The 14,573-nt window shown below is 61.4% G+C and carries 9 protein-coding genes; 3 read left to right on the forward strand and 6 right to left on the reverse strand.

From position 1 onward, the window contains the following. Nucleotide 1: 1 nt before the first annotated feature. From K9B37_RS00695 to K9B37_RS00705, 3 genes are read left to right on the forward strand one after another with little or no spacing between them, the layout of a single operon-like run. Nucleotides 2–1,480, forward strand: a complete 1,479-nt coding sequence (locus tag K9B37_RS00695; RefSeq protein ID WP_224310877.1) for a radical SAM family RiPP maturation amino acid epimerase — start codon at nt 2–4, stop codon at nt 1,478–1,480. A 13-nt stretch (nt 1,481–1,493) separates the two neighbouring features. Next, nucleotides 1,494–2,981, forward strand: a complete 1,488-nt coding sequence (locus tag K9B37_RS00700) for a radical SAM family RiPP maturation amino acid epimerase (protein ID WP_224310878.1) — start codon at nt 1,494–1,496, stop codon at nt 2,979–2,981. 15 nt (nt 2,982–2,996) lie between these two features. Continuing rightward, complete coding sequence (locus K9B37_RS00705) at nt 2,997–3,887, forward strand: GNAT family N-acetyltransferase (protein WP_224310879.1); 891 nt, start codon at nt 2,997–2,999, stop codon at nt 3,885–3,887. A 9-nt stretch (nt 3,888–3,896) separates the two neighbouring features. Here the strand turns inward: K9B37_RS00705 and K9B37_RS00710 are convergent, their stop codons facing one another. The 6 genes from K9B37_RS00710 to K9B37_RS00735 form a co-directional block, all read right to left on the reverse strand. Next, nucleotides 3,897–6,968, reverse strand: a complete 3,072-nt coding sequence (locus tag K9B37_RS00710; protein ID WP_224310880.1) for an autotransporter outer membrane beta-barrel domain-containing protein — start codon at nt 6,966–6,968, stop codon at nt 3,897–3,899. A 168-nt stretch (nt 6,969–7,136) separates the two neighbouring features. Continuing rightward, the gene (locus tag K9B37_RS00715) at nt 7,137–7,490 is read right to left on the reverse strand and encodes a VOC family protein (protein WP_224310881.1); all 354 of its coding nucleotides are present in this window, start codon (nt 7,488–7,490) and stop codon (nt 7,137–7,139) included. Nucleotides 7,491–7,518: 28 nt separating this feature from the next. After that, the gene (locus K9B37_RS00720) at nt 7,519–9,225 is read right to left on the reverse strand and encodes a hypothetical protein (protein ID WP_224310882.1); all 1,707 of its coding nucleotides are present in this window, start codon (nt 9,223–9,225) and stop codon (nt 7,519–7,521) included. Between the two features lie 197 nt (nt 9,226–9,422). Next, nucleotides 9,423–10,649 carry a carboxylate-amine ligase gene (locus tag K9B37_RS00725; RefSeq protein ID WP_224310883.1) on the reverse strand — a complete coding sequence of 409 codons (1,227 nt, stop codon included), beginning with the start codon at nt 10,647–10,649 and terminating at the stop codon, nt 9,423–9,425. A 73-nt stretch (nt 10,650–10,722) separates the two neighbouring features. After that, the gene (locus tag K9B37_RS00730) at nt 10,723–11,223 is read right to left on the reverse strand and encodes a GAF domain-containing protein (protein ID WP_224310884.1); all 501 of its coding nucleotides are present in this window, start codon (nt 11,221–11,223) and stop codon (nt 10,723–10,725) included. A gap of 136 nt (nt 11,224–11,359) precedes the next feature. Beyond that, nucleotides 11,360–14,563: an efflux RND transporter permease subunit gene (locus K9B37_RS00735; RefSeq protein WP_224310885.1), complete on the reverse strand. Its 3,204-nt coding sequence runs from the start codon at nt 14,561–14,563 to the stop codon at nt 11,360–11,362. Nucleotides 14,564–14,573 lie beyond the last annotated feature (10 nt).

The following is a 14,573-nucleotide window of genomic DNA, read 5'->3' on the forward strand; positions in this document are numbered from 1 at the left end:
CTTGGCCGACATACTCGACGGCCTCATTGAGGCACGAAGCAGGGAAGATGCGGCGGTGGATCTCCATGACCCGCGTACATTTCTTGCGCAGGCGGTACGCCGGCGAAATTCGGACGAGCTGTCGGCGATTGCCGAGGCGAAGCGTTTTCGCGAGCGCCTGATCGGCGACGCGGCCTTTCGCACGGCGCTTCGCAGCAAGGGCTCTGCTCTTGCCCACAACTATGAGCGGTACCGACCCCTTTGGGATCAGGAGCTCGGTCACTCTGTTTGGCATTCCGAGGCGCTCGACGGGTGGCCCGAAGTGCGCCTCTGGAAGGCGTGGCATGAGGATCTCGTTCGCTTCCGCGATCTAATGACGGCCTATCCGTCGCGGTATGGAACGCAGCCTGCTTTCACCGCTTGGCGGCAAAGACAGGCCGCTCGGGCGGCCAGCGAACTTGGCCCCATGCATGTGGCGATCACGCACCCGGCAGTCGCGTACGAGTTGGCGAGCGGCTGCTCGGTGGGATGCTGGTTCTGCGGAATCTCTGCGCAATCCTTCTCGGAAAGCGCTTCTTACGAAGAACACGGCCAGCTCTGGCGTCAGATTCTCGCGGCGGTGACCGACCAGCTCGGCCCTACCGCCCGGACGGGATTCTGCTATTGGGGCACGGATCCGGCGGATACTCCTGACTACGACCGTTTCCTTGCGGATCATGGGCGCGTCACAGGCTGGATCCCGCAGACCACCACCGCAGCTCCTCTGCGCGATATCGGACTGACGCGCCGGGTATTGTCGCTCTCCACGCCGGGTGAGCCGGTCCTCAATCGTTTCTCGGTGCTCTCCCCACGCCAGCTTCACCAGATATTTGAGGCGTTCACGCCTCTGGATCTGCTCCTGGTGGAGCTCGTTCCGCAAATGCGCGGCTCCCTGATGCCCAAGGCTCGGGCCGGACGGGCGCTTGCCCGAGAGACTGCTCAGCCAGAGCGAGACCTCAGCCTCAGCGAGGCTGCGACGACGATTGCCTGTGTCTCCGGTTTTCTGATCAATCTTCCCGAGCGGCGCATTCGCCTCATAGCTCCCTGCAAAGCCGATACACATTGCCCGGACGGTTACAGGACGTTCGCAGATGTGCATTTCGCGGATGCTGCGGAGTTGCCCGACGTTCTCGACGCGCTGATCGCAGATCATATGCCTGAAGAACTCCCCAGCTCGCTCCCACTGGGCTTTCGGCATGACCTGGGTGTGCGAGTAGAGGCAGGCGCCATTCGCCTTGAGAATGATGCCTCGATCCATACGGTCAGTGGTTATCCGTTCCTGCCGCAGCTTGCTTCGCTCTTGACGGACGATCCACGCTCGGTTGGGGCGACGATCGAGGCGATGGTCGCCTCTGGCGCGAACTTCTTTGACGTACACGGGCTCTTGACCGAACTTTACGACAGCGGTCTCATCGAGCCGCTCCACCCCTTGCCTGCGCGGCCGATGGTGCTGCGAGCGTGAATCGAGACGCGAGATGAACACGACGGAAGCGACGAAGCACTACCGCAGCATCTTCGAGAGGCGGACGCCCGACGAGATGAGGACGCTCGCGCACATCAAGCGCTTCATGGAGCGCCTCGTTGCCGATCCCGGTTTCCGCCAGGCGCTGGCCGATAACCCAGACGATTCGAAGAGCGTGGCGGAGCGCTATGGGATCGGTATCGATCCCAATGAGATGCTGCCGCTCTATCATCGCAGGTATCTTCGCTACCGCTTCACGGAGGAAGAGGCGCGCTGGCCCCTGGCCATGGCCTGGGACGGGTATATGCAAGACATGTTCCGCCATCGCGATCTTCTGCGCGAGGAAGGAAGCATGGAAGATATTCACCCGCGCTTTCATGCATGGCGCGAGCGGCAGATCCGCCGCTCCATGAGCGAACTGGGTGGTTCCGGCCCATCCATCACTCATCCAATCGTGGCCTTCGAGTTGAGCGAAGGTTGCACGGTCGGCTGCTGGTTCTGCGGTCTTTCTGCTGAGCGCTTCCGCGGTTATTTCCCGTACACGGAAGAGAATTCCGGTCTCTGGCGCGAAATGCTTGAGACAGTGCATGGCATGTTCGGCACTGCCGCCCGCACCGGGTTCTGTTATTGGGCTACGGACCCTTGCGACAATCCGGATTACGACCGCTTCATCGCCGATTATTATCATATCACCGGCGCTCTTCCCCAGACCACGACGGCGGCTCCGCTCAAGGATCCGGATCTCACCCGACGCATTCTCGCTCTCTTCGACAAATATCGGACCGTGACGAACCGCTTCTCGGTGCTCACCGTGAAGCATCTCGACAAGATCCACGCCGCCTTTACGCCTGAAGAGTTGATGGGCGTCGAGCTTGTTATGCAGAACCGGGAATCTCTGACCGCCAAGGCGGATGCGGGCCGTGCGCGCGAGCGTCAGGCCAAGCTGCGGGCCGCCGGCAAGCCTGACAAGATCTCGGAACTGTCCCGCGATCATACGACGATTGCGTGCGTATCCGGCTTTCTCGTCAACATGATGAAGAAGACGGTGCAGCTCGTCACGCCTGTTCCCGGCAGCGAACGCTGGCCTCTCGGCTATCGCGTCTTCGGCGAGCGGCAGTTCTCAACCGGTGCGGAATTCCAGCAATGTCTTGAAGGCCTCATCGACGAGCACATGGTCGAGAGTCTTTCGGGCGATTGGCCGGCACGCTTCCGTTCGGACCTTCGCTTCGAAGCCATGGCTGGAGGTTTCAAGCTCCATTCCCGTTCCACCGAGCACACCATCCAGAACACCATCTGCGGCGAAGCCGCCGGCTCATTGCTTGCCCGCGGCGATCTGAAGGTTGCGGACGTGATCGAACGTCTTGTGGAAAGTGGCGTGAGCGTCCTGGTGGTGGCGGATCTCCTGGAAAAGCTGTTCCAGTCTGGCCTGATCGAGGATTCCGATTCCGGCGAGCCTCTCCCGGGAACTGTGGATGTCGCGCCAGCATCTTTGGCAATCTAATACGGTTTCCTATTCATGCGGATCGAGCGGGTCGGGTTGCACGATCTTGCGGCCATTGGCCATCTGACCTTCCCGGCTGTGCAAAAGCTCGTCCGCGATCGGTTCGCTTCCGAAACTATCGCTGTCGCGGCCTATAGCGGGAGCGACGCAGTCGGCCTCGCCCTCGGCGTCCGAGGGCCACATGCAGAATGGGAGCTTCTCTCCGTCTTTGTGATGGATCTTCTGCGCGAGCAGGGCATCGGCGGCGCGTTGCTCCGACGGCTCGAAGGGGAGTTCGCAAGCCAGGGCTATCAAACCGGCGTCCATTTTCTCACCGTCGATCCGGCCGATCAGAGATCCGTCCGCTTCCTGATGAGGGAAGGGTGGGCAAAACCCGTCATCGTGAAGCTGATCTGCCGCAGCACCATGGAACAGGCATTCAAGACGCCCTGGCTCGTGCGCGCGCAGATGCCCGCCCACCATCGTGTCATATCCTGGAGCAACCTCGCTGCTTCTCAGCGGGATGCGATCGCTGCCGGGATCGGCAATTGGATTCCACGGGAACTTGATCCGTTTGATGTCGAGGCAGACTATGATGACAGTACGAGCATCGCCCTGGTGGCCGGAGAGGAGAGCGAAGGCCGTGTTGCCGGATGGGTCCTGACACATCGACTTGACGGATCCACGCTGCGTTGGACCTGCTCTTTCGTGGATCCTGCGATTCAGGGAAGCGGCCGCATTCTACCGCTATGGCTTGAAGTTGCGCAGCGCCAACGAGAGCTTGCGGAAATGGAAAACTTCGTCTTCACGGTGCCCCTGACGCAACCTCGCATGGTCCGGTTCGCGACGCGTTACATGCGGCCGTGGCTGACCAGCCTTGCCTATTCCTGCATGACGACGAAGCGGTTGCCTTCGCCGGAAACTTGATCCGGCGGGTCAGAACCGTACGACGAAGTTGCCCTTCACGGCATGGTCCTGGGAGCGCTGTCCGATTTGACCGGAATAGGTGGCACCAAGGCTCACCGCATTCGTGATCTGCCAATCGAGGCCGGCCTCTGCGACGAAGGCATCGCGATCAAGCGGAATCCCGGAAACCGTGAAGGCGGAGGCACCACCAGCAAATGCCACGAGCGCGACGGGATCCACGTCCCCGAATGCGTGGCGCCAACCGGCCATGCCATGAAGGATCACCGCATTGTCAGCACCGACGCGCGCCTGTGCCCTGACGCCAAGGGTCGTGGTGCCGAGATCGTAGCTGCGGCCATAACCGGTCAAGGCTGCCGCGCCGCCATTCTCCTGGAATCCGTTCGTCCGAAGCTGCAGGGCGGATGCGCCGATAAACGGTTCGACATGACCCCATGCTCCCCCGAAGCGATGGCCCAACTCGCCGAAGGCCTGCAGCGTCGAGCCACCGTATGACGCGGTTGCCGTATCCGAAAAGAGCGGGAAAACCACGTTTCGCGTGCTGTTGAAATCGTGACTCGTATACGACGTGCCGAGGCGAAGTGCCACTGCGCCCCATTGGGCGGAGCCATAGAGTGCTCCGAAGATGCTCTCGTTCGTCTCCGACGAGAACCGGGAATCGGCATCCGTCTTCGTGTGGATATAGCCTCCTGCGATGCCGAACCGATAAGCCGCGTCGGGGCGCATTTCGGCTCCGATGATGAAGCCGCCGGTGGAGCTGTCGATGCTCGCGGCATTTCCGTTTGAACGGGTCCTGCCCCAGGCGCCGATGCCTTCGCCCCACAGGGCAAAGCGCCGCTGATCGAAAACCGGCAGAGGCATGGCCTGCGGTACAGCGCTGGGCCGGTCCGCGGCATAGTCGGCCAGAACTGATGGCCCATCGCCCGCGCCCCCGGGTCGGGCAGGGCGGTTCAAATGGTCGAGGAGGATGTTCTGCAGCAGGTTTGCATCGTGAAATGCGGATGTTACTGCAGATGCATGCATCTCTCCCGAGAGCGCATCGAAGGCCTCCTGCGCACCGGCGATCGTTTGGCTCAGCACGGCCTTAAAGAGCGGATTTTTCTGTCCCAAGGCCTCTACGGCATCGGCGGTATTGTACTGATTTGGCGTGACCGCTGCCGTATGGAAGGCAATCGGGCGCACTGGGTCGATAGGCGTCGGGGGCGAAACGGTTCGCTTCAAAGTGAGCGTGACGCTGTTCGTGCCATAGTCGAGCGAAGGTGTGAGGAAAGCAAAGTTTGCCGTGGCGTTAGCGAAACGTCCCGTAACGCCGCCCTTTGCCGTGAGGATCGTATAGGTCGTCGAAGGATTGTAGATCCCTTGCTCCGCCAGCACTTGCACCGTGCCACCCTGCAAGGTCGCTGCGCCGTCTGCGTCGATTCTGTCTGCCTGCCCCGCCGGATTGACGCCGATCGCGAAAGCCGAGCCGGCGTAGAAGAGGACGTTGCCTTGCACGTTCAGGGGATCGGTGAGGTTCCCGGGCGCCACGACGGCTCCGCTCTGGGCTATGAGCCCGCCAACCGTCCCATATCCTGCCAGCGTCGCACCCGGACCGACGTTCACTGGCGACGCCAGGGAACCCGTCACGCGGAGCGTTCCTGCTTCGACCTGCGTCGCCCCTGTATAGGTGCTCGCGCCCGACAGGGTCAGGCTTCCTGTGCCCTGCTTCGTCAGGGTGCCGGTGCCTGCAATCGCCCCTCCGAAGGAGGTGTTATCGGAGTGATTGAAAACGAGAGCGCCGAGGTTCGTCACGGTTGGCGTCGATAGAATGCCGGCCCGGCCACCTGAACCAACCTGAAGTGTGCTATCCTCCGCAATCGATACCGCACCCGCGGAGAGTTGACCGCCGTTGGTCAATGAGAGAAATCCGGGACCGATGCTGTCGTCCCCGACGAAGAGCGTATGTCCTACGCTCCATGACGATCCGGTGCCGTCGACATTCGCTGTGACGTTGATGCCGATCTCTGCGTCGCCGGTCGTGACAAGCCGGCCCCCATTCGAGACAGTGAGAGTTCCCGGAGTCAGGAGCGATGCGAAGGAGGCAACGTCCGAAGTTGCAACCGATCCACTGCCCGTAACCGTGAAGGAGCCGCCCAAGAGCATTGCAAAAGCGCTGGCATCGAGCCTGCCGCCGTTTGATACGATGATATCACCGTCCAGGGTGCCGGCGGCGCCCACGGCTCGGAGCCATCCGCCATCCGTCACCGTGAGGCTTCCGCCGTTCACGATGGCGTCGCCGCCCAGATCGAAACCGCCTTTGATGACGAGGTTCGAGCAGCAGATCGTCAGGTCACCTCCCAGGGTGCTATTTCCGGTAACGGTGAATGTGCCCGCTCCCTCGACCTCCAGAGATCCGCCTCCGGAGAATGTACCTGAGAAGGTTGCGTCCCTGTCGTTTCCGCCGGTCGCCAAAGTTGCGCCTGACGCGATCTGCACCGTTCCGGAGCCTTCGAGCGAGCCGAACATGACAAACCCCATGCCCGATGAAAGGATGGCGGTGCCGTCCACAATGATCCGGCCGTTCCCACCGGAGGCATTGTCGTTGAGCGTGAAGGTGCCCAATCGATCAACCTGGACGGTCGTATCCTGGATCGTCGCGTCATCTTGAAAAATCAGGCTCGCACCGGAGCCGATGCGAACCGTTTGCATCTGGCCTGGGACAGTGTTGATGAACCCTTGGACAGGGTCAGTGCCACCAACCGTCAGAACCCCGGCGGGTCCCAAGACATTGATCATGTAGGCGGATGTATTCGCGTCAAACACGAAGCTGGCAATGTCGATTGCCTGACCGAGGTTGATGGACAGCCTCGACGGACCATCATCGAAGGTCGCACTGGCGGTCGCTGCGTTCGGAACTGTGGCCGGCGTCCAGTTGGCGGCGTTGGCATAATCATTGTCGGCCGCACCCGTCCAGATCTGTGCCTCGGCATCCGTCGTCGCAAGGCCAAGGCAGACGCTGATCGGGATCAAGGCGATGCGCGCTGCGCCGGCCAATGTGGTACTACCCACCAGATGGTCTTGGAGGGCGCGCTTCGACCGGCTCATGAGGATCCCTCGTGATCGCAACAGGTCCCAAAGCCATGCCTTCCGTTAGGTCAATATTCTACCCGTCATGCACGACAGGATCCTCAAATCTGGCGGACAAGGGCTTGTTTTTTCCAAGCTGTGGCCCGGAGACAACGATCCCATCTCACCGGTGGCCTGCCGATGGCGCTAGCTCTTGTGAGCCAGGATGTTCACGAGCTTGCCGAAGGGATCCCGCACATAGAAGCGTCGTACGCCCCAAGGTTCGTCGGCTGGCCCATACTCGATCCGAAATCCGGCCTGCTGCATGCGCTGTGCCGCCTCATCCAGATTGTCCACCTCGATCGAGAGATCGGGAACGGGCGTCCCCGAGCCTCCTTCTGACGCAACGCTGATCTGGATGTTCATGAGACCGGGAAGGCCGAAGGTCGCGATCCAGCCATGGTCCATAAGCAGATCGAGACCAAGAACATCCTGGTAGAAGCGCTTGGCCGCCGCGATATTCTCGGCTCCGATGTTCGCGACGATCCGCTGCACCTTCATGGCTGATCTCTGGGGCAAGAGTTTCCGGTCAAGGCATCATTCGGGTCGGAACAGGGGCCGAATAGCCCTTCGTCGTCAGATTCTTGCACCAGGCCGGTCCCAGCGGGCGGGGGTCCATCGGGCAGGCGAACCGGAAGCCCCACACAAAGTCCGTTTGCACGGCCATAACCTGTGGCGCTTCGCGCTGCGTACCGACACCGAAGAACGCATTGACCGAGAACCAGGCTGGGTTGGGCGCTCCGTTGACGCTCTCAGCCAGCCCCGCGTCGCTCATGCGATCGGCGAAGATCGCGAAAGCTGGGACACCCTCGCGGGTGATGGCCGCGCGGCTATGGCAGGTCAGGCAGGAGGCGCTGTTCACGAAGCCTGCTTCGGTGACGGAGTTGCCCAGTTTCGTGGGGACACCTGTCGCCGTGACGAAATCCACCTGGGTGCCCTTGAGCCGGTAGGACCGCCACGCGGCATCCTGGCGGGTCGGGCGGCCCGATCGATTGATTCCGTTACCGGTGCCGATATCCCCCTGTGCGAACAGCGCTCCGAGAACAGGACTGATCTCACCGCCATCGGGATAGGCTCCGGCCAGGTCGAAGGCGTCGACGCCGGAGCCGTCGATATTCCTCGTCTTGTTTGGGCCGATATAGTTTGAGGCGAGCGCTGCCGATCCTGCCGAAGTCGTGTCCTTCGCCTGAACCGGATAGCCAAAGCTGTCATTGCAACCTGTCCAGTCGCACCGGCCCTGATTGTTCACATGTTCGAATGTTGCCCAGGTCCAGTTCGGCACGTCCTTGCTGGAGATGTGCATGGACAAAAGGAGATATGGCTTCGGCGAAGCCGGCGTCGCGTCTCCGGGAGGCGACCGAGGAACGAAGTTCATGACGATGTAGGGATGCTCCTGGTCGTCGGGATTAATTCCGACTTGGGCAGCGCGATCGGCTGCAAGCCAGTTGGCCTTGACCATGAGGGCTGCGATCGGAAAATCGATCTTGGTCAGGAAAGGCGGAGCGTCGTGGCTCTTCGCCGGGTTCGGCGCAGCGGGGCGGCGCGGCGCCGCGCTTCCGAGCGCGGTGACGAAGTTGTCGAAGACCCTGATCAGACCTTCGGTATGATAAAGCTCGTTGTCGAACACATAATCGACCATCGGCTTGTTGCGGAAGATCAGCTCGTCCTGAAGCGCTCCGATGACCGGAGATTTCAGGATCGCCGGGACATTGTCCCAACGCCCATCGCTCTTGCCCAGCACTCCGAGCGCCTGCTCCATGCTCATCTGGTGAGCTGTCACGGGGGCCCGAACTTGATGGCTCGGCACGCCCGGTGTCGGCCCGGGATAGGCCGGGCAGTGCTCGGGAGCGCCTGTATTCGAGATCTCAATCGCCGGACAGCAGCGATCCGGCGCGGTTCCAGGCCGACAGCGCGGCCAGGGATCGCTGGGCCACATCTGACGGTCCGTGGTCCAATCCTCCCAGAAATTGTCGCGGACGCTGCGGACGAAGAGTGTCCACGCAAAGGCGTCCGGGCAGGTCATCGAGGGATTGGAGACCGCAGGATCGAACGCAAACGTATCCCCCGTGACGTGAAGGCGGCACTGCGGCGAGTCCTTCGCCTCGGCGAGGGGGAACATAGCGTAGTCGATCTGATCTGGACGGGTAGGCGCCTGAGGAGCCTGTGCCTGTGCCGTGGCAAGGCCGACAAGCGTCGCCAGCAGCGTTAAGATTGAGACGATATTGAGCCTGCCCATCACCCTATGCCCCAGGAAATTGGCTTCATTGCAACGGCACTGTCCTCGTGCCTCTAGGATTTTTGACACGTGGGCAGACACGATGGCTAGGCTTTCGTTGATGTGGCAACAGCTCCGCGCAAGCTTCGACAGGGTTTTGCACCGTGATGCCGCTTCGGCACCGCCCTCTGCGAGGGGCTCACGGAAGTCGATAGCCCTCAGGGCAGAAACATCTTGCCTTCGTGCAGGCAATCGCAAAGCTCGCCGTAAATATCTTTCAGGTGGGACCGCGATATCCCTCTGCCCAGCGCGCGTTCGATGCGACGAGCAAGAGAGCCTTGTTTCAGGATTATGCCGAGCGGCTCCTTCCAGAAGCCATCGGTGAGAACCCGGCTCTCCTCCGCCCTTGTGATGAGATGCTGCCAGAGATCGCGGGCAGAGCAGGAGCGGCCGGAATAGCCAAGCCGGTCGAGGTATGCGGTTTGCGCGATGGTCGCTTCATCGGCTTTCGCCACGCAGGCGTCGAAGATGTCGACAAGGCTTTCGGTTGCCGGGGGCGCAGCAAAAGCTCCTTCGTCGTAGAGCAGGCGCACGGCCGCGATGACCGCGGCTGCGACAGAGAGATCCGCGAGGGGACATTCCTGCGCGTCGATCAAGCGGATCTCGATCGATTGCCGCTGGAAACGTGCAATCGCCCCGCGTGAATTGAGCCATTCGTCCTGAAGCACTCCTTCCGGATCGGATGCCGCGATCGAACGGTACATGGGCGCCAGAACCGTCTCCTCGTATTGGGCACGACCGGAGACGGTTTCAGGGATGACGCGGCCGGCAATGGCGGGGTGCTTTGGAGCGTTGTTGCGATAAGCGACCAAGCGGTAGTCGGCGACGCCGCTCAGCCTCCCATCCGCCACGGGTGAACTTGCCGCAAGGGCAGGGATGATGGGCAGGATGAGGCGGATTGCTTCGTGAAGCCTGACGAACTGGGCCTCATCCGCAAAGGGCAGATTTACATGGACGCTTTGCAGGTTCGCCCAGCCGTGGGTGCGCGTATCGAAGATCCGGCTATAGGTCCCGTAGATCCCCTCGGGATCGTTTGGCCACATCATGGCTTCCCGTGACGGATTCATCCAAGGATGCATTGCCGTCGGCATCAGGCGCGTACCGAAACCGTCGAGCCGCTGATTGAGAGCTTGGACTTCACCCTGAAAGCCGTCCAGCATCTGGTCGAGGGACGCAACGGGCTCGCGTGTCTTGACTTCAAGAACATGCCAGGCGAATTCGTTCGACCATGCGAAGGGCCCCCGCGCTATCTCGTTCGCGACGGCTCCCGTGGGGTCGATCAGAACCTGATCGGCAATGGGGCGACAATCCAGCGTGGTCTTGTCGACGATGCCATACTCGATTTCGATCCCGCAGACTGTGAACGCATCATAGATCCGGCTCATCCGATGCAAAGCTCGTGTCTGTTTTCAGTTTGGCGCAGAGGCCAGGACCAATTGCCGGCGGACGCTCTCTAGTCTAGGTCGCCGGTTCGAGAAGCGACGGCAGGATCTGCCTCGCGATCAACATGGCAAGGTCGACGTGGCGCTCGTCATAAACGCCTTCGCGGTCGAGGAGATTGACGGTCCCGAGCACCGCTCCTCCGAAAACGATCGGAAGATTCATGACACAGCCGAGACCGAGGCCGGTGATGGTTTCATGATCGGGAAAAAGGGGCGCAAATCCAGCCGGTGTCTTGGCCAGGAACGGCTTCATGTCGTTCCGCACCTGCTGCGTATAGGCGTTGGGAAGAATGGGCTTGCGGCCGCCGACCGGATAGACGTCAGGATTGGTGGAATGAATGCGTTCCACTTCCCGCCCGCCGGCCAGCATACGGGTGACGGTATAGAGACGATAGCCAACCGTCTGGGCAAAAGCCTCTCCGGCAGCTTCCAAAAGGGCCTGGGGTTGCCGGGGGAGAGCCCATGTGTCCTGAACTTTCAGGGCCCATTGCATCGCATCTGTCATCGTCTCGTCCATGGGTGGCTGTCCGAGGAAACTCGGAAATGGCGTGCTGAGAAATCTGACAGGCACGAGCACCGTCGGCTGACAGGTTCCCCCGAAGTGTTACACCAGACAGGCTTGTCTGGGAATGTACCGTCAGACACTCATCAGGTCATTCCGCGGGTGTCCCCTCCGCTCCCGCCGACTGAGCTGCCATTCTCGCCAACCGCCTGCGGCGGCGACCCAAGCTGAGGCGGTCGGCGATCTTCCTGACCGTTACGTAGAAGACGGGCGTCAGGAAGAGGCCGAAGATCGTGACACCCAGCATTCCGGCAAAGACGGCCGTGCCGAGCGCCTGGCGCATTTCCGCGCCGGGCCCGGTGGCGATCGCGAGCGGCAGAACGCCGAGGATGAAGGCAAAGGCCGTCATCAGGATTGGGCGCAGCCGGAGCCGGCAAGCCTCGATGACGGCCGCGACAGGGTCGAGACCATGCTCCTGTTCCTCCTGTTTGGCGAACTCGACGATCAGGATTGCATTCTTGGCCGCGAGACCGACCAGCACCACGAGGCCGATTTGCGTGAGAATGTTGTTGTCCATTCCGCGAACCATGACACCGATGAGCGCCGACAGGACGGCCATCGGCACGACGAGGATGATGGCGAGCGGCAGCGACCAGCTCTCGTATTGAGCCGCCAGGACCAGGAAGACGAAGAGAACGGAGAGGGCGAAGATCAGGATCGCCGTATTTCCAGTCTGCCTCTCCTGGAATGCAAGCTCCGTCCACTCGAAGCTTGTGCCGTGCGGGAGAACTTCCCGTGCAAGCTGCTCCATCGTATCGAGTGCCGTTCCGGATGAGATCCCGTGCGCAGCTTCGCCCTGGACAGGGACTGACGTATACATGTTGTAGCGCTGGATCAGGTTCGGTCCCGAGATCTCCCGCATCTCGACCAAGGTGCCCAACGGCACGAGTGCGCCGGTCGAAGACCGCACGCGCAGACGATTGATGTCGGATGGTTCCACGCGGAAGCGCTGATCGGCTTGTGCCCGGACCTGCCAGACGCGGCCCAGAAAGTTGAAGTCGTTCACATAGGCAGCGCCGAGATTGACCTGCAGCGCCTCGAAGATGTTGGCAATCGGCACGTTGAGGATGCGAGCTTTGGCTCGGTCGATCTCCAAATAGACCTGGGGAGAATTGGCCGAGAAGGTGGTGAACACGCCTGAGAGATTAGGGTTCTGGCGAGCCCGGCCCATGATCTCGTACGCTGCCGCAAGGACTCGATCGACATCGTCGCTCGTGCGCTCCTGGAGCTGGAGGCGGAAGCCGCCGCTATTGCCGAGACCGCGGACGGGAGGGGGAGGGATCGCGATGATGAAGGCCTCCTGAATCGATTGAAGCCGGCCGAACAACTGTCCGATGATCGCGGGACCCGACTGACCGGCCGGGATGCGTTCTTCGAACGGACGGAAGGCCGCGAAGATCGCAGCAGCATTCGAGGCATTCGTGAAGGTCGCTCCCGAGAAGCCGGCAAAGGCGACGGCATTCTGGACGCCAGGCGTTTCCTGAATGATCTTCGATGCGCGCTGAACGACGTCGTCCGTGCGCGACAGGGAAGCTCCTTCGGGCAGCTGGACGACGACGATGGCATAACCCTGGTCGAGGGTTGGAATGAAGCCGCGAGGTACTTTGTCGGCGATCCAGACGGTGCCAGCAAGAAGCCCGCCATAGATCGCGAGGGTGATCAGCCGGTAGCGTACGACGCCTCCGACGGCCCGAGCATAGCCGTGGGCCGTCGCTTCGAAACTGCGGTTGAACTTGCCCGCCGCCCAGCTGCCGACGCGGACAAGAGGGTTGCGTGGTCTTTCTTCGCCGTGCGGCTTGAGAAGGAACGCCGCAAGCGCAGGTGAGAGCGTGAGCGAGTTGAAGGCGGAGATCAGTGTCGAGACCGCGATGGTCAGGGCGAACTGGCGATAGAATTGCCCCGAGATGCCGGGAATGAAGGCCGTCGGAATAAAGACTGCGCTGAGCACCAGAGCGATCGCGACCACGGCGCTCCCGACCTCATCCATGGTCGTATGGGCCGCGTCACGCGGCGAAAGGCCGAGAGCGATGTTTCGTTCCACGTTTTCCACGACGACGATGGCATCGTCCACGACGATGCCGATGGCGAGCACCATGCCAAACAGGGTGAGAGTGTTGATGGAGAACCCTAGAAGAGACATGACGGCGAAGGTGCCGATCAGCGATACGGGAATGGCGATGATCGGAATAATCGCGGTCCGCCAGGATTGCAGAAAGACAATGACCACCAGGACGACGAGAAGCGCCGCCTCGAACAACGTCTTGTACACTTCGTGCACGCTTTGCGCGATGAAGTCGGTCGGATTGTAGACGATCCGGTACTCAAGGCCCGGTGGAAAGTCCTTCGAAAGCTCCTTCATGGTCGAGATGATCTGTTCGGCGGAGGCGAGAGCGTTCGTGCCCGGCCTTTGAAAAATGCCAAGAGCGACCGCGGGCTTGCCGTTGAGATAGGAGTTCGTGACATAGTCCTGGGCACCGAGCTCGACCCGAGCGACGTCCTGCAGACGCACCAGCCGCCCATCCGGTGTTGCCCGCACGATGATCTGGCGGAACTCACGCGGATCTTCGAACCTACCTTGCGTCTTCACGATGAGCTGAAACGCGTTGTCCATCGGCGTCGGCTCGGCCCCAAGCGCACCGCCGGAGACCTGAACGTTTTGCTCCTGGACAGCCTTCACGACGTCGCCCGACGTCATCCCGAAGACGGCAAGCTTCTCGGGGTCGAGCCAGACCCGCAGGCTGTATTGGCGTTCCCCGAACAGGATGAGATCGCCGACGCCATCAAGGCGCAGCAGGACGTCGCGCACGTTGTTCCGTGCATAATTGGAGACGTAGAGCTGGTCGTAGGTGTTGTCCGGCGAGAGCATGTGCACGACCATCATCAAGTCCGGCGAGCTCTTGGTCGTCGTCACCCCGAGGGCGCGCACCTCCTGTGGAAGACGCGGAGTCGCGATGGCGACACGGTTCTGAACGAGCACCTGTGCGGTATCAAGGTCCGTGCCGAGCTTGAACGTGACGGTCAGGGCCATCGAGCCGTCGGAACTTGAATACGAGGACATATAGATCATGTTCTCGACGCCGTTCACCTGTTGCTCGAGCGGAGTTGCAACGGTGGCTGCGACGGTCTGCGCGTCTGCCCCGGGATAGCTCGCCCGAACCACGATGGTGGGCGGCGCGATCTCGGGATACTGGGCAATCGGAAGGGTCGTGTAGGCAATCCCACCGACAAGAAGAATTACGATCGACAGGACTGTCGCGAAGATCGGCCTGTCGACGAAGAAATGGGCGAACCGCATGGGGCGCTCC

Origin of the sequence: Microvirga puerhi, assembly GCF_020089865.1 — a bacterium.
GTDB classification, from domain to species: Bacteria; Pseudomonadota; Alphaproteobacteria; order Rhizobiales; family Beijerinckiaceae; genus Microvirga; species Microvirga puerhi.

Excerpts from the sequence above, each read along its gene's own strand:
- K9B37_RS00735 (WP_224310885.1), bottom strand. The coding sequence starts at position 14,563 with ATGCGGTTCGCCCATTTCTTCGTCGACAGGCCGATCTTCGCGACAGTC.
- K9B37_RS00700 (WP_224310878.1), top strand. The coding sequence starts at position 1,494 with ATGAACACGACGGAAGCGACGAAGCACTACCGCAGCATCTTCGAGAGG.
- K9B37_RS00705 (WP_224310879.1), top strand. The coding sequence starts at position 2,997 with ATGCGGATCGAGCGGGTCGGGTTGCACGATCTTGCGGCCATTGGCCAT.
- K9B37_RS00720 (WP_224310882.1), bottom strand. The coding sequence starts at position 9,225 with ATGGGCAGGCTCAATATCGTCTCAATCTTAACGCTGCTGGCGACGCTT.
- K9B37_RS00730 (WP_224310884.1), bottom strand. The coding sequence starts at position 11,223 with ATGGACGAGACGATGACAGATGCGATGCAATGGGCCCTGAAAGTTCAG.
- K9B37_RS00715 (WP_224310881.1), bottom strand. The coding sequence starts at position 7,490 with ATGAAGGTGCAGCGGATCGTCGCGAACATCGGAGCCGAGAATATCGCG.
- K9B37_RS00725 (WP_224310883.1), bottom strand. The coding sequence starts at position 10,649 with ATGAGCCGGATCTATGATGCGTTCACAGTCTGCGGGATCGAAATCGAG.
- K9B37_RS00710 (WP_224310880.1), bottom strand. The coding sequence starts at position 6,968 with ATGAGCCGGTCGAAGCGCGCCCTCCAAGACCATCTGGTGGGTAGTACC.